The 20524-nt window shown below is 71.8% G+C and carries 22 protein-coding genes; 17 read left to right on the top strand and 5 right to left on the bottom strand.

All coding sequences use genetic code 11. The features are described from left to right. Positions 1 to 20: 20 nt before the first annotated feature. Complete coding sequence (locus KV394_RS03540) at positions 21 to 641, top strand: hypothetical protein (protein ID WP_247982319.1); 621 nt, start codon at positions 21 to 23, stop codon at positions 639 to 641. Positions 642 to 690: 49 nt separating this feature from the next. Then, on the top strand, positions 691 to 1380 hold the full coding sequence (locus tag KV394_RS03535; RefSeq protein WP_136030761.1) for a GNAT family N-acetyltransferase: 690 nt from the start codon (positions 691 to 693) through the stop codon (positions 1378 to 1380). Between the two features lie 25 nt (positions 1381 to 1405). Here KV394_RS03535 and KV394_RS03530 read toward each other — a convergent pair whose 3' ends face one another. Further along, positions 1406 to 2875, bottom strand: coding sequence for a peptide MFS transporter (locus KV394_RS03530; RefSeq protein ID WP_206252480.1), 1470 nt, complete (start codon positions 2873 to 2875; stop codon positions 1406 to 1408). Positions 2876 to 2990: 115 nt separating this feature from the next. On the opposite strand from KV394_RS03530, the gene KV394_RS03525 reads away from it, so the two are divergent. After that, positions 2991 to 4376 (top strand): glycine--tRNA ligase, encoded by a 1386-nt coding sequence (locus KV394_RS03525; protein ID WP_136030756.1) that lies wholly within the window; start codon positions 2991 to 2993, stop codon positions 4374 to 4376. A gap of 8 nt (positions 4377 to 4384) precedes the next feature. On the opposite strand, the gene KV394_RS03520 is transcribed toward KV394_RS03525, so the two are convergent. Further along, on the bottom strand, positions 4385 to 5341 hold the full coding sequence (locus tag KV394_RS03520) for a helix-turn-helix transcriptional regulator (protein WP_247982318.1): 957 nt from the start codon (positions 5339 to 5341) through the stop codon (positions 4385 to 4387). A 67-nt stretch (positions 5342 to 5408) separates the two neighbouring features. Between KV394_RS03520 and KV394_RS03515 the strand changes: the two genes are divergently transcribed. Further along, entirely contained in the window at positions 5409 to 6542 is a 1134-nt protein-coding gene (locus tag KV394_RS03515) for an epoxide hydrolase family protein (protein ID WP_206252483.1), read from the top strand. 254 nt (positions 6543 to 6796) lie between these two features. Beyond that, positions 6797 to 8512 carry an ABC-F family ATP-binding cassette domain-containing protein gene (locus KV394_RS03510; protein WP_247982317.1) on the top strand — a complete coding sequence of 572 codons (1716 nt, stop codon included), beginning with the start codon at positions 6797 to 6799 and terminating at the stop codon, positions 8510 to 8512. A gap of 24 nt (positions 8513 to 8536) precedes the next feature. Here KV394_RS03510 and KV394_RS03505 read toward each other — a convergent pair whose 3' ends face one another. Beyond that, entirely contained in the window at positions 8537 to 8962 is a 426-nt protein-coding gene (locus KV394_RS03505; protein ID WP_247982316.1) for a DUF1801 domain-containing protein, read from the bottom strand. Further along, complete coding sequence (locus KV394_RS03500) at positions 8959 to 9531, bottom strand: HhH-GPD-type base excision DNA repair protein (RefSeq protein WP_136030746.1); 573 nt, start codon at positions 9529 to 9531, stop codon at positions 8959 to 8961. The genes KV394_RS03505 and KV394_RS03500 overlap by 4 nt, the downstream gene beginning before the upstream one ends. Positions 9532 to 9627: 96 nt before the next feature. Here KV394_RS03500 and KV394_RS03495 point away from each other — a divergent pair, with 96 nt between their 5' ends. Next, the gene (locus KV394_RS03495; protein ID WP_207205401.1) at positions 9628 to 9852 is read left to right on the top strand and encodes a FitA-like ribbon-helix-helix domain-containing protein; all 225 of its coding nucleotides are present in this window, start codon (positions 9628 to 9630) and stop codon (positions 9850 to 9852) included. Then, a complete protein-coding gene (locus KV394_RS03490; RefSeq protein ID WP_247982315.1) occupies positions 9849 to 10232 on the top strand; it encodes a type II toxin-antitoxin system VapC family toxin in 384 nt (127 codons plus the stop codon). The genes KV394_RS03495 and KV394_RS03490 overlap by 4 nt, the downstream gene beginning before the upstream one ends. Positions 10233 to 10302: 70 nt before the next feature. Here KV394_RS03490 and KV394_RS03485 read toward each other — a convergent pair whose 3' ends face one another. After that, on the bottom strand, positions 10303 to 11598 hold the full coding sequence (locus KV394_RS03485; RefSeq protein WP_247982314.1) for a glutamyl-tRNA reductase: 1296 nt from the start codon (positions 11596 to 11598) through the stop codon (positions 10303 to 10305). A gap of 73 nt (positions 11599 to 11671) precedes the next feature. Between KV394_RS03485 and hemE the strand changes: the two genes are divergently transcribed. The 10 genes from hemE (at position 11672) to hemL (ending at position 20509) form a co-directional block, all read left to right on the top strand. Continuing rightward, positions 11672 to 12694: a uroporphyrinogen decarboxylase gene (gene hemE, locus KV394_RS03480; RefSeq protein WP_247637870.1), complete on the top strand. Its 1023-nt coding sequence runs from the start codon at positions 11672 to 11674 to the stop codon at positions 12692 to 12694. Between the two features lie 39 nt (positions 12695 to 12733). After that, positions 12734 to 14302 carry a protoporphyrinogen/coproporphyrinogen oxidase gene (locus KV394_RS03475; RefSeq protein ID WP_247982313.1) on the top strand — a complete coding sequence of 523 codons (1569 nt, stop codon included), beginning with the start codon at positions 12734 to 12736 and terminating at the stop codon, positions 14300 to 14302. Positions 14303 to 14487: 185 nt separating this feature from the next. Then, positions 14488 to 14898 (top strand): hypothetical protein, encoded by a 411-nt coding sequence (locus KV394_RS03470; protein WP_136036608.1) that lies wholly within the window; start codon positions 14488 to 14490, stop codon positions 14896 to 14898. A 1-nt stretch (position 14899) separates the two neighbouring features. Further along, on the top strand, positions 14900 to 15307 hold the full coding sequence (locus KV394_RS03465) for a phage holin family protein (RefSeq protein ID WP_136030735.1): 408 nt from the start codon (positions 14900 to 14902) through the stop codon (positions 15305 to 15307). Further along, positions 15294 to 15566: a hypothetical protein gene (locus tag KV394_RS03460; protein ID WP_136036607.1), complete on the top strand. Its 273-nt coding sequence runs from the start codon at positions 15294 to 15296 to the stop codon at positions 15564 to 15566. The genes KV394_RS03465 and KV394_RS03460 overlap by 14 nt, the downstream gene beginning before the upstream one ends. A 67-nt stretch (positions 15567 to 15633) precedes the next feature. Beyond that, positions 15634 to 16311, top strand: a complete 678-nt coding sequence (gene hemQ / locus KV394_RS03455; RefSeq protein WP_206252488.1) for a hydrogen peroxide-dependent heme synthase — start codon at positions 15634 to 15636, stop codon at positions 16309 to 16311. A gap of 7 nt (positions 16312 to 16318) precedes the next feature. Then, positions 16319 to 17320 carry a hydroxymethylbilane synthase gene (gene hemC / locus KV394_RS03450; protein WP_136036605.1) on the top strand — a complete coding sequence of 334 codons (1002 nt, stop codon included), beginning with the start codon at positions 16319 to 16321 and terminating at the stop codon, positions 17318 to 17320. Beyond that, positions 17317 to 18114, top strand: a complete 798-nt coding sequence (locus tag KV394_RS03445) for a uroporphyrinogen-III synthase (protein ID WP_136030727.1) — start codon at positions 17317 to 17319, stop codon at positions 18112 to 18114. Before hemC ends, KV394_RS03445 begins: the two co-directional genes overlap by 4 nt. Next, positions 18111 to 19088 (top strand): porphobilinogen synthase, encoded by a 978-nt coding sequence (gene hemB / locus KV394_RS03440; protein ID WP_136045113.1) that lies wholly within the window; start codon positions 18111 to 18113, stop codon positions 19086 to 19088. The genes KV394_RS03445 and hemB overlap by 4 nt, the downstream gene beginning before the upstream one ends. Positions 19089 to 19186: 98 nt before the next feature. Continuing rightward, complete coding sequence (gene hemL, locus KV394_RS03435) at positions 19187 to 20509, top strand: glutamate-1-semialdehyde 2,1-aminomutase (RefSeq protein WP_136030724.1); 1323 nt, start codon at positions 19187 to 19189, stop codon at positions 20507 to 20509. Positions 20510 to 20524 lie beyond the last annotated feature (15 nt).

The raw sequence follows: 20524 nt of genomic DNA, 5'->3' as shown, positions 1-20524 counted from the left end.
TGCCGTGGTTGCATGAACGGATGAGCGACGACGCCCCACCCACGCAGCACCCGGCCGATTCCCCGTTCCACCGCCGACTGCCGATCGGAGAGGTGCTCGACGCCTCGGCGATCGCCGACGGTCTGCCGTGGGCCTTCGAGACGGTGACGATGCGACCGCTCGAGCCGATGCTGGTGCCGGAGGAGCCGAGGGCGGGGGAGCTCGACCCGCGCGAGTGCGGGCACTGCGGTCCGAGCCCGCACACGATCTGGCACGACGACCTCTGGCAGGTGCGCGCCGGCTGGGACGTCGGCGGCCTGCCGTTCATCGGCGGCGTCGCCCCGCGCGAGCACTGGCTGCTCGAGGACGCCCCGCATGACGTGCTCGCGGCGCTGGGCCCGCTGCTGCAGCGGGTGTCGCAGGCGGTGAAGAGCGTCCCCGGGGTCGCCCGCTGTCACTTCGGACGCTGGAACGATGGTTCCGCGCACTTCCACATGTGGGCGATGGGGCGCCCCGCCGGCATGATGCAGGGGCGCGGCGCGGTGCTCGCGTTCTGGGACGAGATCCTGCCCCCGCTGCCGCCCGAGATGGCGTCGGAGCACCTCCGCATCGTCGCCGATGCGCTCGCCGCGGGCGGGGGAGAGGCGTTCCCGTACCGCTGAGGCCCGCCCGGGTTTCCGCGAACCCGCCGTGGAGGGGCAGACTGGAGCCGTGCGTACCATCCGTGACCTCGACACCGTTGAACTCATCCTCGACGCGCAGGGCCTGCTCGACTCCATCCGGGGTCCGCAGCGCGTGGTCGATGCCGGCACCCTCCGCGCCCTGCAGCAGTCGGGCAACTACGTCGTCGGGTTCTTCGACGGCGAGGGCGATGAGGAGCGCATGGTCGGTGCGTCCATCGCGTTCTTCGGCGAACCGGCCCGCCGGGCGATGCACTCGCACATCACGGCGCTGCTGCCGGAGTACCGCGGCCGCGGCTGGGGTCGCGAGCTGAAGGAGCACCAGCGGCAGTGGGCCTTCTCGCGCGACGTCGGCCGCATCACGTGGGTGTTCGACCCGCTCGTGGCCCGCAACGCGCACTTCTTCTTCTCGGTGCTCGGGGCCCGCGCCACCGGCTACTCCGTGAACCGCTACGGCATCTTCGGCGGCGGTGACGCGGGCGACGAAAGCGACCGGCTCGATGTCGAGTGGGCGCTGGCCGACATCGCCAAGCCCCCGGCCGACGGCGACGTCGTGGAGACCCTGGAGATCCCGGACGACATCGAGGCGATGCGGGTCTCCGACCCGGCGGCCGCGCACGAGTGGCGGCTGCGGCTGCGCGCGCAGATGGAGGGTCTGCTCGGCAGCGGTCTGCGGATCGCCGGTTTCGAGTCGGGGCGCGGCTACCTGTTCACCGCCTGAGCCCCTCGCGGGGTGACGGCGCGGTTCAGCGCACGCCGCGCATGAGGCGCAGCACAGGCTTCACGCTCAGCAGCATCCCGACGCCGACGAGGATCGCGATCCCGCCGAGGATCGAGAAGAACGGCACCTCGTTCTCGGGGTCGTAGAACTGCACGAGCCACCCGGCGATCGCCGTGCCCAGCGCCACCGACAGGAAGAACAGCGCCACCATCTGCGTGTGGAACACCGCGGGGGCGAGCTTGGTCGAGGCGGAGAGCCCGACGGGGGACAGCAGCAGCTCGGCGACCGTGAACACGAAGAGGATGCCGACGATCGCCAGCAGCGGCGTAGAGTTCTCGCCGCCCCCGGAGAACGGCAGGAACAGCAGGAACGCCGCGCCCATGATGATGGCGGCGAGACCGAACTTCACCGGCGTCGACGGCTGCCGGGTGCCGAGCTTGGTCCAGATCGCGGCGAAGACGCCCGACAGGATGATGATGAACACCGGGTTGATGGACTGCACCCACGACACCGGCATCTCCCACCCGAACAGGTTCCGGTCCAGGCGCTTGTCGGAGTAGACGGTCAGCACGGTGAACTGCTGCTGGTACAGCGACCAGAACGCCACGCTGGTGAGGAACAGCGGGACGAAGCTCCAGACGCGCGAGCGCTCGGTGGCGTCGATGCGGTGGCTGGACAGGATGACCGCGAAGTAGGCGATCGCCGCGACGATCGTGCCGATGATCACGATGAGCGCGAGGTTGTCGGCGTGGATCAGCCCCGTGAGCACGCACACGGCGATGACGAGCACGGCGCCGCCCGCGATTATCCCCACCAGCGGGTAGCGCGACCGGGGCAGGGGGTTGGGCACCTCGCGCGCCGTGTCCGGGAGCCCGCGCCGTCCGAACGCGTACTGCACGAGGCCGAGCGTCATCCCGAGCGCGGCGAGTCCGAAGCCCCAGTGGAACCCGAGCGTGGACTGGAGCAGACCGGTGAGGATCGGCCCGAGGAAGGCGCCGAGGTTGATGCCCAGATAGAACAGCGAGAACCCGGCGTCGCGGCGCACGTCGTCCGGGGCGTAGAGGGTGCCGACGACCGCGGTCGCGTTGGCCTTGAGGCCGCCGGAGCCGAGCGCCACGAGCACGAGTCCGACCCCGACGCCCACGAAGCCCGGCAGCAGGGCGAGCGCGAGGTGCCCGGCGACGATCACCATCGCGCTCACGAACAGCACGCGCTCCGAGCCGAACAGCCGGTCGGCCAGCCAGGCGCCGAGGATCGTCGCGAGGTAGACCGAGCCGCCGTACGCGCCGAGGATCCCGCCGGCCGTGGCCTCGGGCAGACCGAGACCGCCCTGCGTGACCGAGTGGTAGAGGTAGATGAGCAGGATGCCCTGCATGCCATAGAAGCTGAAGCGCTCCCACATCTCGACGCCGAAGACGTGCACGAGGGGCCAGGGCTGCCCGAAGAAGCGGGTGTCCTCGTCGCGGGAAGCGGGCTGTCGCTCGGTGGTGCTCATGCGTGGGACGGTACTCTCCGGCGGCGACCGCGGCCAGGGGGCGCGCTGCGACCACCGATAGAATGGGGATGCCCGTGCTCACGGGCGTTCTCCGCATCCGACCATTGGAGCCACCGTGGCCGAACAGTCCCGTCTTGACAAGGTCATCGCCCTCGCCCGCCACCGCGGGTTCGTGTTCCAGGCGGGTGAGATCTACGGCGGTTCCCGGTCGGCCTGGGACTACGGACCCCTCGGCACCGAGCTCAAGGAGAACATCCGTCGCCAGTGGTGGCAGACGTTCGTGCGCGGCCGTGGCGACATGGTCGGCCTCGACTCCAGCATCATCCTGCCCAAGCGCGTGTGGGAGGCGTCGGGTCACGTCGCCACCTTCACCGACCCGTTGGTGGAGTGCCTGCAGTGCCACAAGCGCTTCCGCGCCGACAACCTGATCGAGGACTTCGAGGCGCGCAAGGGCCGCAAGGCCGAGAACGGTCTCGCCGACATCCCGTGCCCGAACTGCGGCACCAAGGGCCAGTACACCGAGCCCAAGGCGTTCTCCGGTCTGGTAAAGACGTACCTCGGCGTGGTCGATGACGAGTCCGGCCTGTACTACCTGCGTCCCGAGACCGCGCAGGGCATCTTCGTCAACTTCTCCAACGTGCTCACCGCGAGCCGCAAGAAGCCGCCGTTCGGCATCGGCCAGGTCGGCAAGGCGTTCCGCAACGAGATCACCCCCGGCAACTTCATCTTCCGCACGCGCGAGTTCGAGCAGATGGAGATCGAGTTCTTCACGCCGCCCGCCGAGGCCCCGCAGTGGTTCGACCACTGGGTCGAGGCGTGCTGGAACTGGTTCATCGACCTCGGCATCGACCCGGAGAACATGCGGCAGTTCGACGTGCCCGAGGAGGACCGCGCGCACTACTCCGCCGGCACGATCGACGTGGAGTACCGCTTCGGTTTCGCGGGCAAGGAGTGGGGCGAGCTCATGGGCGTCGCCAACCGCACCGACTACGACCTCTCCAGTCACAGCGAGGCGTCCGGCCAGAGCCTGACCTACTTCGACCAGGCGACGGGCGAGCGCTACACGCCGTACGTGATCGAGCCGTCGTTCGGCCTCACGCGGGCCATGATGGCGTTCCTCGTCGACGCGTATGTGGAGGAGCAGGTGCCCAACGCCAAGGGCGGCACCGACACCCGCACGGTGCTCAAGCTCGACCCGCGTCTGGCTCCCGTCAAGGCTGCGGTGCTGCCGCTCAGCCGCAACGAGAACCTGTCGCCGCTCGCGCGCGAGGTGGCCGACACCCTGCGCGGCTCGTGGGCCGTGGACTTCGACGACGCCGGCGCGATCGGTCGCCGCTACCGTCGTCAGGACGAGATCGGCACCCCGTTCTGCGTGACGGTCGACTTCGACTCGCTCGACGACCGGGCCGTCACGGTGCGCGACCGCGACACGATGGCGCAGGAGCGGGTGCCGATCGACGGCCTGCACGCGTACCTCGCGGAGCGCCTGCGCGGGGCCTGAGTCCCGGGTCAGGAGCCCGCGACGGCCCTGGCATACCGCTCCGACAGCAGCTGGAGTCGGGGCAGCAGTTCGGGCGGCGACTCGACGGTGAAGTCCATCATCAGCATCCCGATGTAGGCGGCGATCGTGTCGAGGCTGTCGGCGCCGGTGACGAGGATGCAGTGTTCCTCGTCGACCGGCTCGACCACGCCGACCGCGGCGTGGATCCGGTCGAGCACGGCCTCGGCGGGCGCGTCGATGCGCAGTCGCGCGTGCACCTGCCAGCCGCTCACGGCGATGGTGCGCATGGCGAACGCGGTGTAGTCGCCCCCGGGCAACGGCTGCGGGTCGAAGCGGCGGCGCGTCGGCATCCGCAGCTCCATCCAGTCCACGCGGTACGTGCCCCATTCGCTCGTCTGCGGGTCGCGTGCCACGAGGTACCAGCGTCGCACCCAGGTGAGCAGGCGGTACGGCTCGACCAGCACGGGGCGGCCGTCGTAGTCGAAGCGCAGCCACTCCTGGTCGCGGATCGCTCCCGCGACGGCCCGCAGCACGGCAGCGTCGACCTCCGGGTCGGGGGCGTCGGTGTCGTTGTTCTCCGGCGCGCGGTCGACGCTCGTGCGCAGTGCGTCGACGGTGGGGCGCAGGTGCGAGGGGAGGACCTGTTCGAGCTTGGCGAGCGCTCTCGCGCCGGAGTCGGCGATGCCCGCGATGCCGGCGGCGGCGCGCAGGCCGACGGTCACCGCCACCGCCTCCTCGTCGTCGAGCAGCAGCGGGGGGAGCTTGCCGCCCGCCCCGAGCCGGTAGCCGCCGGTGGAGCCGCGACGGGCGTCGACCGGGTATCCGAGTTCGCGGAGGCGCTCGACGTCGTGGCGCACGGTGCGGGGTGAGACGCCGAGCCGCTGCGCGAGCTCGCTGCCGGATCGCTCCGAACCCGTCTGCAGCAGGGCGAGCAGCGCCAGGAGCCGTGCGGTCGGGTCCGCCATGAGGCCTCCGAAAGTCGCCGAATAATTAGGAACGTATCCAGCCTAATGGGCTTCTATCGTCGGAGACATGAACACCACGACCCTCGCCTTCCGCCCCTTCTCCGTCGACGTCTCCGACGCCGAGGTCGCCGACCTCCGCGACCGCCTCGCCCGCACGCGCCTGCCCCGCACCGCGCCCGTCGACGACTGGGACGCCGGCACCCCGAACCACTTCCTGCGCGAGGCGCTGACCGCGTGGCAGGAGTTCGACTGGGCTGCCGCGCAGGAGCGGCTCAACGCCCACCCGCAGTTCACCACCGAGATCGACGGCCAGACGATCCGCTTCCTCCACATCCGCTCGCGGCACGAGAACGCGACCCCGCTGCTGCTCGCACACACCTACCCCGGTTCCTCCGTCGACTACCTCGACCTCATCGACCGGCTCACCGACCCCGAGGCGCACGGCGGTCGCGCGGAGGAGGCGTTCCACCTCGTGATCCCGGATGCCCCCGGCTACGGTTTCTCGCAGCCGCTCGCCTCCGCCGGGTGGACGGTGGGGAAGGTCGCCGCCGCGTACGACCGGCTCATGCGCGGCCTCGGGTACGACAGCTACGGCATCCACGGCTCCGACAACGGCGCGATGGTCGCGCGCGAGCTCGGGCTGCTGGCGCCGGAGGGCTTCCTCGGGTTGCACGTGCTGCAGCTGTTCTCGTTCCCTTCGGGCGACCCCGCGGAGTTCGAGAAGCTCGAGCCGCAGGACTACGCGGGACTGGAGCACATGCAGTGGTTCCAGTCGGTGGGCGGCTACAACGCGATGAACGCCTCCCGTCCGCAGACCGTCGCGGTGGGCCTCAGCGATTCCCCGGTCGGGCTCCTCGCCTACAGTGAGCTGTTCACCTCCTTCGGCAACGGCACCTCGCTCGTGCCGCTCGAGAGCATCCTGCTGGAGGTGAGCGTGAACTGGTTCGCGAACGCCGCCTCGGGCATGAGCCGCAGTTACCTGGAGAACGCGCGCGCCGAGGCCGAGCCGCAGGTCAACCACGCGCGGACCGGGGTCGCGGTGTTCGCGGACGACTTCCAGACCATCCGGGTCTTCGCCGAGCGCGACAACGACAACATCGTGCACTGGAGCCGTTTCGACGAGGGCGGGCACTTCGCCGCGCTGGAGCGCCCCGATCTGCTCGCCGCCGACCTCCGGGCCTTCTTCGCCGACCCGCGCTGACCCCTGCCACGATCGCCCCCGCGCCCCCACGCGCGGGGGCGATCGCGTGCCGACCCTGGCGCCGGGAGCCCGAGGCTGCTACGGTCTCTCTCCGTGGGTACTCTGATTCGCTAGATCGGGACACTGCGTCGAGACGTCTTCTCCGCGGTGGGTCCTGAGCGAACGTGTCCTCTTGTGACGCGATCGAGGTCCGTTTCCCCTGCGTCGTCCGACGCGTATCCGCGGTGCCGTCCGCACCGCAGCGAGGACCCCTCATGTTCCCTGTACTCCCTTCCCCTTCTCCCTCCACCGTCCCGGCGATCCGTCCGCACCGCGTGTGCGAACTGCGCGCGGCCGGCGTGCGCTTCGCCGCGCACCGGGTGCTCGACGGGATCGATCTCGTCGTCGGTCCCGCGGATCGTCTGGCGATCATCGGCGACAACGGCGCCGGCAAGTCCACGCTGCTCGAGCTGCTTGCCGGAACGCTCGCACCGACCGCCGGGGAGGCGCGGCTGCACCTCCCGGGCGGTGTGGCCCACGCCCTCCAGAACCCGGAGTTCCCGCCGGGGGCGACGGTCTCCGCGGCGATCGACGACCTGCTGGGCGACCTGCGCGCGCTGGAACGCGAGCTCGCGCGGGCCTACGATCAGCTCGCCTCGGCCCTTCCCGCCGAGCAGGCGCAGCGCCTGGCAGCCGTATCCGACCTGCAGGACCGTTTCGAGACCAGGGCCGGCTATGACGTCGACCACCGCATCGACGTCGCGCTCGACCAGCTCGGCGTCGGAACCCTGGACCGCACGCGTCCCGTGGCCGCGCTGTCCGGCGGGGAACGTGCCCGGCTCGCGCTCGCGGTGGCACTGTCCTCCCGCGCCGAGCTGCTGCTGCTCGACGAGCCGACCAACGATCTCGACGAGCACGCGCTCGCCTGGGTCGAGGAGCGGATCGCCGCGCACCGCGGGGCCCTGGTCGTGGTGACCCACGACCGCGACTTCCTCGACCGCTTCGCGACCGCGGTCGTGCATGTGAGCGACGGCGGCATCCGCCGCTACGGCGACGGCTACCCGGGGTTCCTGCGGGCGCGGGAGACCGAGCGACGACGACTCGCGGAGCGACACGAGGCGTGGAAGGCCGAGGTCGCCCGCACCGAGGAGCTGCTCGCGACGAACGCGTTCCGCCTGGACGCGATCCCGCGCAAGCTCGAGCTCGACGGCTTCGGTCACGGCGCCTTCCGCGCCCGTAGCCGCGACCACGGCGCGGTCGGGCGCATCCGCATGGCGAAGGAGCGACTGTCTCGGCTGCGGGAGGATCCGGCGCCACCCCCACCCGAGCCGCTGCGGTTCGTGCTGCCGGACGGCCCGGCTCCGGACGCGGATTCGTCCGGCGAGGACGACGCCCTCGTCACGCTGCACGATGTCGTGTTCCAGGAGCCGGGCCGCCGGCTCACCGTGACCGCGTGGACCGTGGCGCCGGGTGACCGCTGGCTCGTGACCGGTCCGAACGGGGCAGGCAAGACCACGCTGCTCGACCTCCTCGCGGGCGAGCTGAGCGCCGCATCGGGTTCGATCGATCGGCGCCCGGGACTCCGTGTCGCCCGGCTGCGGCAAGACGTGGGGGCGGCCGCACGGGGCTCCGCGGTGGAGGTGTTCGCGCGACGGGCGGCGGTGCCCCCGAGCGATGCCCGTGCGGCTCTGCTCGCCCACGGCCTGTTCCGCGAGGACGAGATCGAGCGCCCGGCGCGGGCCCTGTCGGTCGGGCAGCGGCGGCGGCTCGACCTCGCGGTCGCGCTGGCCTCCACGTTCGACGTGCTGCTGCTCGACGAGCCGACCAACCACCTCGACCCGGAGCTGGTCGAGCAGCTGGAGCGGGCGCTCGACGACCACCCGGCCGCGGTCGTCACGGTCTCGCATGACCGGCGGTGGCTGCGGCGGGCGCGCCAGCACGGTGCCGCCGCGGTCCGTGTCACGGAGGGTGCGGCCGTGGTGGCGTCGTGACGCGGCGGCCGCGGGGGCGTGCGGTCAGCCGGTGACGGTGACCGCCGCGCCCTCGTCGCCGCCCGCTTCGGCCCAGGCGAGCGAGTGCTCCAGGATCCCGCGCAGCACCGTCAGGTCCACCTGCTCCAGGTCGGAGAGGTAGAGGCAGCCGACGCCGGTGGTGTGCGGCCCGAGCCGTGCCAGGTCGTCGGCGTGTGCGTCCGTCCCCTCGAAGAGGTAGATCGTGGTGGCGGCTCGGCGCGGCGCGAAGCCGAGGAGCGGGCTGTCGCCCTCGGTACCGGTCGGGTAGCGGTAGTGGCAGGAGCCGAAGCCGATGATGGTGCCCCAGGTCTGCGGCTCGCGGCCGGTGATCTCCTGCATGAGCGCGGTGAGCGTCTCCGCGTCTCGGCGCCGAGCGGCGGGGGAGGAGCGGGCGATGAGCCCGGCGACGTCGTTCCCCGTCGGCTTCACTTCGCCGCCTTGGCAGCGGCCTTCATCGCCTTCTTGTACTCGCGCACCTTCGTGAGCGACTCGGGGGAGACGATGTCGGCGACGCTGCGGTACGAGCCGTCCTCGCCGTAGGGCGCCGAGGCCTCGCGCCAGCCCTCGCCCGTGAAGCCGTACTGCTTGCCGAGCAGCGCCAGGAAGATCTTGGCCTTCTGCTCACCGAAGCCGGGTAGAGCCTTCAGGCGCTTCAGCACCTCCGCACCGTCCGGGTCGCCCGCGGTCCACAGCGCTGAGGCGTCGCCGCCCCACTCGTCGACGATCGCCTGGCACAGCGTCTGCACGCGTGCGGCCATCGACCCGGGGAACCGGTGCACGGCGGGCGTCTGGCGGAACGCCTCGAGGAACTCCTCGGGTGCCATCCCCGCGATGGCCGCGGCATCGGCCGCACCGGTGCGCTGTTCGATCTTGAGCGGACCGGCGAAAGCGGTCTCCATGGGCACTTGCTGGTCGAGCAGCATCCCCACGAGCAGCGCGAGCGGGTTCTCGGTCAGCAGGGTGTCGGCGGCGGTGTCTCCGGTGATGTGAAGGGCCATGCCCCCAGTGTCCCATCCCGGGCGGATGCCGCGGGGGCGGTGGCAGGACCGTGCAGTGCCGGCACATGCATTATGCATGTGCCGTATGCTTGGTGCATGACGACGATCCAGGTTCGAAACGTTTCCGACGAGACGAGTCGTGCGCTCAAGGCGAAGGCTGCACTCGAGGGCCGCTCGCTGAGTGACTACCTGCTGCGCGAGCTCGACCGCCTCGCGACGCGTCCGAGTCGGGCCGAATTGCTGGAACGGATCGCGAGTCGTGGTGTCGCAACGCTCGAACCCGCAGCACAGGTGCTCGCCGAGCAGCGGCCCGGTCGATGACACTGGTCATCGACGCATCCGCGGTCGCCGAGATCCTGTTCGGCACCGAGGCGGGCCGAAGGGCAGCCGCGTTGATCGACGGGCATGAGCTACTGGCGCCGCAGCACCTCACGGCCGAGGTCGCCTCCATCATCCGGGGATGGTCTCTCAGCGAACAGATCACAGATGAGCAGGCGCTGCGGGCGTTCGGTGAGTTCGACGCGCTCGGAGTCGAGCAGATGCCGATGATGTCGATGCTTCCGGCTGTCTACGCGCTGCGGCACAACGTCAGCGCGTATGACGCGATGTACCTCGTGCTCGCGCGCGCGGCGCAGTGCTCATTGCTGACTCTCGATGCTCGTCTCGCGGCATCCGCTGCGGATTGCGCACTGCTGCCGTAGTTCTTCGCGCATGACTGGCGTCGCCGCCTCCGGCTGAGCGGCTACGCGCTGATCCCGGGCGACCGCGCCGTCAGGCGGAGGCGGCGTCCTCGGCGGCGGGGGCCTCGGGGCTGAGGCCGTACAGGGCGGACAGCGCGGCGGCGAACTCGTCGGCCCTGCCTTCTGCGGCGAGCTCGTGGGCGCGGACGGTCGGGGTGTGCAGCAGCACGCCGACGAGGTGCCGCAGCGCCTGCTCGACCTTGCCGTCCTCGTCGCCGCGCGCACGGGCCCGGTCGATCTCGGTGTCGAGCAGCGAGAAGATGTGCGACCGCAGGGCCACGACCGAGGGGGTCACGCTCTGGCGGGCACCCACGACGTGGAAGGTGTCCGCGGCCTCACGCACGACGGTGCGGGCGGCGTCGGTCGCCTGCAGCTCCTCGAGCGGCGCGTGCAGGCGGATGGTCTCGAGGTCGAGCAGCGCCACGCCCTCCAGGGTCGCGACCGCGGGGTCGACGTTGCGCGGCATCCCGAGGTCGACGACCAGCTGACTGTGCGAGCCCACCGGGCATCCGGCCGCGGCGAGACCGACGGGGAGCTGCAGGTGTTCCGGTCCCAGCACCGGTTCGGTGGCGGACGTGCAGGTGATGAGCAGGCTGGAGTGTGCGGCTGTGCGGGCGTAGTCCGCGGCTGCGACCGCGCGGATGCCGTGCTTCGCCGCGAAGATCTCGGCCCGACCGGAGGGTGAGTACACGGAGATGTCGACCGCGCCGCGCTCGCGCAGCGTCGCGAGGGTCACGGCCGCGTAGGCGCCGGTGCCCACCAGGAGCACGCGCTCGGCGGACCAGTCGGCGATGCGGCTGTCGGCCAGTTCGAGTGCCAGGCGCACGAGCGAGCGACCGGCGCGCCCGAGCGCGGTGACGTTCTTGACCTTGCGCTGCGCCTGGCTCGCGCGCTGGAAGAGGCGCTCGAGCTCGGGGGAAGTGGTGCCGTCCTTGCGGGCCGACTTCAGGGCCCGGCGCACCTGGCCGGCGATCTCGCCCTCACCCGACACGACCGACTCGAGGCCGGAGGCGACGGAGAACAGGTGCTCGGCCACCCGGCGCCCGGCGTGGACGGTGTAGGCGCCGTCGAGGTCGGCGGCCGGGATGCCCGTGGCGGACTCGACGGCTTCGAGCACGGCCTCGACGCCGATCGCGCCCGCGGCGGTCATCGGCTCGTCCATCTCGACGTACGCCTCGAACCGGTTGCACGTCGCCAGCACCACGGCACCCTGCACGCACGGCGTCATGCCCACCAGGGTGGGGGCGACATCGTCGGGGGTGCGGCTCAGGCGTTCGAGCAGTTCGAAGGAGGCGGTCTTGTGACTCGCCGTCACACACAGCAGCACCCCTCGATTGTACCGGAGCGTTCGGACAGGCGGACTCGGCGGCCCCATAACCGGGCAATGGGAGGATGGGGGAATGGCCCTTTCCGACGCTCCGCTGCTGCGCGCCCTCACGGGCGACCGCCCCGACACGACGCCCGTCTGGTTCATGCGGCAGGCCGGCCGCTCGCTGCCCGAGTACCGGGAGCTGCGGGTGGGCACACGGATGCTCGACGCCTGCCTCACGCCCGACCTCGCGGCGGAGATCACCCTGCAGCCGGTGCGGCGGCACGGTGTGGACGCGGCGGTGTTCTTCAGCGACATCGTGATCCCGCTGCGCCTCGCCGGCGTCGAGGTGGAGATCGAGCCGGGGCGCGGGCCGGTGTTCGCGAACCCCGTGCGCACGAGGGCCGATGTCGAGCGGATCACCGCGATCGACCCGGAGTCGCTCGACGGCACGGCGATCGCGGAGGCGGTGGGCATCGTCGCGGCGGAGCTCGGCGACACCCCGGTGATCGGCTTCGCCGGCGCGCCTTTCACGCTCGCGGCCTACCTCGTCGAGGGCGGCCCGTCGAAGGAGCACCTGCGGGCACGCGGCATGATGCACGCGGACCCCGACGCCTGGCACCGTCTGGCGGGGTGGCTCGCCCGCGTCTCCCGACGATTCCTGGAGACGCAGCGCGACGCGGGTGCCGCGGTCGTGCAGCTCTTCGACAGCTGGGCCGGCTCGCTCAGCCCCGCCGACTACCGCACGTTCGTGGCGCCGCATTCGACCGCCGCGCTCGACGGCATCGGTGTCCCCACCATCCACTTCGGCGTCGGCACCGGCCCGTTCCTCGCCGACATGCGCCTCGGCGGCATCGCCGACGGGGTCGGCGTGGACTGGCGTCTTCCGCTCGACGAGGCCGCGGCGATCCTCGGACCGGACACGAGCGTGCAGGGCAACATCGACCCCGCGCTGCTCGGGGCGCCGTGGCCCGTGCTGGAGGCGCACGTGCGCGACGTCCTGGAGCGCGGTCGTGCGGCCCGCGGGCACATCGTCAACCTCGGTCACGGGGTGCCGCCCGAGACCGACCCCGACCAGCTGACGCGCATCGTCGAGCTGGTGCACGGCGCCTGAGCACGCGTCGCCCCCGGGCGCGGTGGAAGGATGGACGGCATGAGCCCTGACCCCTCCGGTGCACACCCGTCCGCGGCCGAGCCGGCCGACCTGGCCGCACGCGCCGCGGAGAAGCACGTCGTCGTGATCGGCGGGGGCATGGGTGGTCTCGTCGCCGCCCGCGAGTGCGCCAAGGTCGGCATGCGGGTCACGGTGCTGGAGGCTGCCGAGGCGCTGGGCGGTGCCCTGCGTCGCGTGGAGCTCGACGGTGTGACGCTCGATGCGGGCGCCGAGAGCTACGCGACCAGGGGCGGCCTCGTCCGCGCCCTCGTCGACGAGCTCGGACTCGCGGATCGGGTCGTGCCCCCTCGCGCGGGCGGCGCCTGGCTCTCCGGCATCCCCGGCACGGGTGCGGCTCCCCTCCCGGTGGGCGGGGTCCTCGGCATTCCCGGCAACCCGTTCCAGGACGACGTGCGGCGCATCATCGGATGGTCGGGCGCATGGCGCGCCTACCTCGACCGCGTACGGCCGCCGCTGACCATCGGCCACGAGCTGAGCCTCGGGCGGCTCGTCGCCTCCCGCATGGGCCCGAAGGTGCGCGACCGCCTGGTCGCCCCGGTCACGACGGGCGTGTACTCCGCGTCGCCCGACGACGTGGACATCGACGTGGCCGCCCCGGGGCTGAACGCCGCCCTGACCCGCGTCGGCTCGCTGTCCGGCGCGGTGCTGGCGCTGCGCGGGAACGGCGGCTCCGGTGGGGCGAAGGCTCCGGGTGCCGCGGTGGAAGGCCTCCGTGGCGGCATGACCGTGCTGGTGGACGCGATCGCCGACGACCTCGTCCAGCTCGGGGCGACCGTGCGCACGGGAGTGCGGGTGCTCTCGGTCGTGTCGGAGGACGGCGGTTGGCGGGTCACGGCCGCGACGCAGCTCGACACCCCGACGCAGACGCCGGAGCCGTGGGTTGCCGAGTCGGAGCCTCTGGCCGACGTCGTCGCGGTGACGGACGAGCCGGTGGAGGAGCTTCTCCGTGCGGACGCCGTGATCGTCGCGACCGCGGAGTCCGTGGCGCGGGAGCTGCTCGCCGACGCGGTGCCGGCGCTCGCTCTGGCCGAAGCGGCTGCGTCCCCGGAGATCGAGATCGTCACGCTGCTGCTGGATGCGCCGGCTCTGCGCAGCGTGCCGCGGGGCACCGGGGTGCTCACGGTGCCCGGGAGCCACACGGCCAAGGCGCTCACCCACTCGACGGCGAAGTGGGAGTGGGTGCGGGAGGCCGCGGGCGACAGGGAGGTCGTGCGGGTGTCGTTCGGCGCGCAGGGGGAGCCCGCGGCCACCGCCGCCCTCGACGACGCGGCGGCGATCGACCTCGCGCGGCGGGAGGCGGCCGCGCTGCTCGGCGTACCGCTGGAGCCGACCCAGGTGATCGCGGGGCACCGTGGACGGTTCGTGCAGTCGCAGCCCGCGTCGCTCCTCGGATCGGGGGCGCGGCGCCAGGCCGCGCGCGATGCGATCCAGGCGATCCCCGCCCTGGCGGTGGTCGGAGCCTGGGTGGCCGGGACCGGCCTCGCACAGGTGGTCCCGGATGCCACGGAGGCGTCCGATCGCCTGCGTCGCGCGCTCCTGTGGGACTGATCGGGCGACCTCCGCGCACCACGAAGCGCACAAGCGTGAGTGACGAAGGACCCGCTGTCAACCCTCTCCGGGATTGATGCCGAAATCGGCATACGGGGTTACGCTGGGTACCTGATCGCGGCGGAGACGTCGGCGATCGGCGTCCGAACCGGACGACCACCGCCGGAACAACGTGAGGAGACCCCATGAAGGGGAAGATCGGACTCGTCGTCGGACTCGGCGTCGGCTATGTGCTGGGCACCCGTGCCGGACGCGAGCGTTACGAGCAGATCCGGACGCAGTGGCTCAAGGTCTGGAACACGGATCCCGTCCAGGACCAGGTGGAGAAGGTCAAGGACTTCGTCGGAGACAAGGCCGCGGCGGTCCCGGGTGCCGTGTGGACGGGCGCGGTGAAGATCGTGAAGTCGGTCACGGGCAACGGCACTCCCGGCCAGAAGCTCGACGCCGTGATCGCGTCGGGCAAGGAGGCCGCCGAGGAGGTCTCGGAGGCGGCGGAGGACGCGGTCGACGAGGTCAAGGAGCGTGCCGCTGCGGCTGACAAGCCCGCTGCGAAGAAGCCCGCGACGAAGCCGGCAGCGCAGAAGTCCGGCGACTGACATGCCCCGCGGATACCGGGATCGCGCCGACGACAGTCTGCTGACCCTGCTCGGGGATCTGCCCGAGCTGGTCACCAACCTCGTGAAGGCGGAGATCGACGCCGCCAAGGCGTGGGTCTCGCGCACGGCGAAGGATGCGGGGATCGGCTCGGTCTGGTTCCTCGTCGCCCTGTTCTTCCTGTTCTGGGCCGTGCCGGTGATCCTCGTGTTCGCGATCGCCGGCCTGTCGTCGTGGTGGCCCGTGTGGCTGTCGGCGATCGCCGTATTCGGCATCCTGATCCTTGCCGTGCTGCTGTTCGCGCTGCTCGGCATCCTCAAGTTCCGCAAGGTGCTCAAGCGCCAGAACCCGGCGCAGGCCGTGGCCGAGGACATCCGAATCGTGAAGGAGGCTGGCGATGAGCACCCCTGAGTCGCTGCCGCGCACCGCCGTCCCCGCGGGCATCGTCGATCCCGTGACGTCGGCTCGTGCCGAGCTGAAGGCGGCGCTCGCCGCGATCGAGATCAAGGGCAACATCCCGCGCCGGGTGGAGAAGGCGTCGGCGCGTGCCGCGGTCAAGGCACGCGCGTTCGCCGATCGGAACCCGGTGGGCGCGGTCGCCGCGGCCGTCGGGATCGCCGCCGTCGTCGGCGGCGCCGTGTGGGCGATCGCTCGGGCCATCGCACGCTGACGGTCGGCCGTTCCTCGCGGTATTCCCCTGATTAGGGGCTTCTCCGTGAAAGGGGCAGACTGGGATCATGTCCGAAGTGCGCGAAGAGAACCCGTCCGGCTTCACCCTCTGGGCTGTGTGGCGACGCAATCCCGATGCTCCCGTCACCGAGAACGACGCCACGGAGCTCGAGTCGATCGTCTCGCACATCGAGGACTCCGGCGTCACCGTCCGTGGCTTCTACGACGTCTCCGGGTTGAAGGCTGACGCCGATCTGATGGTGTGGCTGCACGGCGACACCGCCGAAGAGCTGCAGAAGGCGCTGCGCCGCCTCCGTCGCACGGAGCTGCTGCGCTCGCTGCTGCCGGTGTGGAACGTGATGGGCGTGCACCGCGACGCGGAGTTCAACCGCTCGCACGTGCCGGGGTTCCTCCGCGGCGTCGCACCGAAGGACTGGCTCTGCCTGTACCCGTTCGTCCGCACCCCGGAGTGGTACCTGGCGCCGGAGGCTGACCGCCGCGCGATGCTCGCCGACCACGGGCGCAAGGGCGCTGCGTTCACGGGCGTCATCGCGAACACCGTCGCCGCGTTCGCGCTGGGTGACTACGAGTGGCTGCTGCCGATGGAGGCCGACGACGTGACCGACCTGGTCGACATGATGCGCGACCTCCGTTACACCGAGGCGCGGATGTTCGTGAAGGAGGAGGTGCCCTTCTACACGGGGCGCCGTCTGCGCTTCGACGAGATCGCCGACGTGCTGCAGTAACCGCACCATGAGCACCCCCATCCGTCTCGGCACCCGACGCAGCGCGCTCGCGCAGGCGCAGTCGGGCCATGTCGCCGCCGCCCTCGAGAAGGTCACGGGGCGTGCCGTCGAGCTCGTCCCGATCACCAGCGAGGGCGACACCAATCGGGCGTCGCTGTCGGAGATCGGCGGTTTGGGCGTCTTCGCGACCCGGCTGCGCGAGGCTCTGCTCGCCGGCCGTTGCGACTTCCTCGTGCACTCCCTCAAAGACCTCCCGACCGCCGTGCCGGAGGGTCTCGTGATCGCCGCGACGCCCCGTCGCGAGGATGCCAGGGACGTGGTTCTCACGCGTCACGGCGCGCCCCTGCACGAGCTCGGCTCGGGCAGCACCGTCGGCACGGGCTCGCCGCGACGCATCGCCCAGGTCCGGCGCCGGGCACCGCAGGCGGAGGTCGTGGACATCCGCGGCAACGTCGACTCCCGGCTCGCGCGGGTGGCCTCGGGCGAGCTCGACGCCGTGATCCTCGCGGCCGCCGGGCTGTCGCGTCTGGGGACCGACTCGCCGCTGAAGCGCGAAGAGCTCGGGCTCGCGGAGTGGCCGACCGCGCCGGGACAGGGGTCGCTCGCGGTGGAGACCAGGGCGGACGCCCCGGAGGAGCTGCGGGAGGCGCTCTCCGCCCTCGACGATCACGACACCCGACTGGCCGTCACGGTCGAGCGCGCCATTCTGGAGGGACTCGATGCCGGGTGTCAAGCCCCCATGGCGGCGCACGCACGCGTCGAGGGCGCCGAGATCCGCATCAGGACGGTCGTGTACGCCCCGGACGGGGGTCGGCGGATCGGGCTCGACGTCACGGAAGCCCTGAACGGGGAGTATATTCATCGGAACGGCAGTGGCAATGGAGCGGATGCTGCCGATGGTGCAGGCCCGATGCACGCAGCGCGCGAGCTCGGGCTCGCTGTTGCCCGTCGGCTGCTCGATCAAGGGGCGGCCGACCTCGTCCCCCGAGAGCACCCCGATTTCTCATGACCACATCCGAAACCAAGCAGGACCGACCGCTGGACGGCTGGCGCATCCTCGTGCCCCGTGGCGGGCCCTGGGGCGACAGTGTCGCCGCGAGCCTGCGTGCCCTGGGCGCCGTGCCGGTCGTCGCCCCGCTCATCAACTTCGCCCCCACGACCGATCAGGACACGCTCGACCGCGCGCTGGAGCAGCTGGCCGCCGGTGAGTTCGACTGGCTGACGGTGACGAGTGCGACCACGGTCGACGTGCTGTTCGCGCATCGCGCGGTCGTGCCCAAGTCCACGAAGATCGCGGCGGTGGGCGAGACCACGGCCGCAGCGCTCCAGGCCGTGGGCTACGAGGTGGCGCTGGTCCCCGAGCAGGACAACTCGGCGCAGGGCATGGCTCAGCAGCTGATCGCGCTCGAGCAGGAGCCCCGGCGCATCCTGGCGCTGCGCAGCGAGATCGCGAAGCCGGTGCTGAGCATCATGCTGTCCGAGGCCGGGCACGACGTGCACGGTGTGGTCGCCTACCGCACGGTGGGCGTGCCGGTCACGGAGCGCATCCGTCGCGACGTGGAGAACGGCCGCATCAACGCCATCCTCATCACGAGCGGTTCGGTGGCGGAGCAGGTGCGCGAGCAGTTCCCCGACATCCCGGACGAGACCCTGCTCGCCGCGATCGGCCCGCGCACCGCGAAGGATGCCGAGCGTGCCGGTCTGCCGGTGTCGGTGGTGGCCGATCGGCAGACCATCGACGCGTTGATCGATGCCGTGTCCCAGTTCACGCTTCCGCACGCGGCAGACGAGTTCGCGCCGTGAGCTTCCCCGACATCCGCCTCCGTCGGCTGCGCCAGTCCCGCGCTGTCCGCGACCTCGTGCGCGAGACCTCGCTCGAGCCCCGTCAGCTCGTGCTTCCGCTCTTCGTGCGCGAGGGACTGACCGAGCCGGCGCCCATCGGCTCGATGCCCGGCGTGGCGCAGCACTCGCTCGACTCGTTGCGCGCCGCCGCCGTCGAGGCGGCCGAGGCCGGCGTCGGCGGGGTCATGCTGTTCGGCGTCCCGGCGGTGCGCGATGCGGTCGGCTCCGGAGCGGACGATCCGCGCGGCATCCTGAACGTCGCGACCGAGGCCCTCGCGGCCGAGGTGGGCGATGCGCTCGTGGTGCAGACCGACCTCTGCCTCGACGAGTTCACCGATCACGGGCACTGCGGGGTGCTCGCGGCGGACGGCTCGGTCGACAACGACGCGACCCTCGAGCGCTACACCTCGATGGCGTTGGCGCAGGCGCGGGCCGGGTCGCAGCTGCTCGGGCTGTCCGGCATGATGGACGGCCAGGTCGCGGTGATCCGTCGGGCGCTCGACGCCGAGGGCTTCACCGACACGCTGATCCTGGCGTACGCGGCCAAGTACGCGAGCGCCTTCTACGGCCCGTTCCGTGAGGCCGTGGACTCCCAGCTGACCGGCGACCGGCGCACGTATCAGCTCGATCCGGGCAACCGCCGCGAGGGCGTGCGGGAGGCGCTGGTCGACGAGCAGGAGGGCGCCGACATCGTCATGGTCAAGCCGGCGATGGCGTTCCTCGACGTGCTGCGCGAGGTGCGCGACGCCGTGACCGTGCCCGTGTGGGCGTATCAGGTATCCGGCGAGTACGCGATGGTCGAGGCCGCCGCGGCCAACGGCTGGATCGACCGCCGGGCGGCGATCCTCGAGTCGCTGCTGTCGATCCGGCGCGCGGGCGCCGACGCCGTGCTGACCTACTGGGCGACCGAGGCCGCCCGCTGGCTTCGCGGCTGACCGCCCCGCGGCGTCACCGCGCGGACTCCGGCGTCGGTACGGCGGGTTAGCCTGGAAGGGATGCCCGGGAGAGCTCCGCGCATCACCGAGGAGCTGCCATGACCGACCGCAATGACGACCTGTTCTCCGCTGCCCGCGCTGTGATCCCGGGTGGGGTGAACTCGCCGGTGCGCGCCTACGGCTCGGTGGGCGGGACGCCGCGGTTCCTCGCTTCGGCGAAGGGAGCGACCGTCACCGACGCCGCCGGGCGAGAGTACGTCGACCTGGTGGCCTCGTGGGGTCCGGCGCTGCTGGGCCACGCGCAGCCCGAGGTGGTCGCCGCCGTGCAGGACGCCGCAGCGCGGGGTCTGTCGTTCGGTGCCCCGACCGAGGGCGAGGTCGAGCTGGCCGCGCTGATCGCCGACCGGGTGCGTTTCGGCGACATCCGACCCATCGAGCGCGTGCGCCTGGTGTCCACGGGGACCGAGGCGACCATGACCGCGATCCGACTCGCCCGTGGCGCGACCGGTCGCGACCTGCTGGTGAAGTTCGCCGGGCACTACCACGGCCACTCCGACGGGCTGCTGGCCGAGGCGGGGTCGGGCGTCGCCACGCTCGCGCTGCCCGGATCCGCCGGGGTGCCGGCACCCATCGCCGCACAGACGCTCGTCATCCGCTACAACGACCCCGAGGCGCTCGACGCGGTGTTCGCCGAGCACGGCCAGCGCATCGCCGCCGTGATCGTCGAGGCGTCCGCGGCGAACATGGGGGTGGTCCCCCCGCGGCCCGGGTTCAACCGCCTGATCGCCGACACCGCACACGCTCACGGCGCGCTCATGATCCTGGACGAGGTGCTGACGGGCTTCCGCGTGCACCCCGCGGGGTTCTGGGGTCTGCAGGCCGCGGCGGGCGAGGACTACCTCCCCGACATCATCACGTTCGGCAAGGTCGTGGGCGGTGGCATGCCGCTGGCCGCGCTCGGCGGTCGCGCCGAGGTCATGGACCTGCTGGCTCCGCTCGGCCCGGTGTACCAGGCGGGCACGCTGTCGGGGAACCCGCTGTCGGTCGCCGCGGGTCTCGCCACGCTGCGCCTCGCGACGCCCGAGGTCTACGCCACGGTCGACGCCGCGGCGACCCGGGTGGCGACCGCGCTCGACACCGCCCTCAGCGACGCGGGCGTGACGCACGCGGTGGCGTCGGCCGGCAACCTGTTCAGCGCGTCGTTCCGCGCCTCGATCCCGCGCGACTACGCCGAGGCGCAGGCGCAGCAGTCGTTCCGTTACTCGGCGTTCTTCCACGCCATGCGCGAGCACGGTGTCGCGCTTCCGCCGAGCGTCTTCGAGGCGTGGTTCCTCACGGCTGCGCACGGTGAGGACGAGTTGCAGCGCATCGAGGCGGCGCTGGCGTTCGCGGCCAGGGCCGCGGCAGACGCCCGGCCCTGATGTATCCGTGCCCAC

It is taken from the genome of Microbacterium sufflavum, from assembly GCF_023101165.1.
In the GTDB taxonomy this organism is placed as follows: Bacteria; Actinomycetota; Actinomycetes; order Actinomycetales; family Microbacteriaceae; genus Microbacterium; species Microbacterium sufflavum.
The sequence above is the reverse complement of the archived record's forward strand: the minus strand, read 5'-3'. Positions and strand labels throughout refer to the sequence as shown.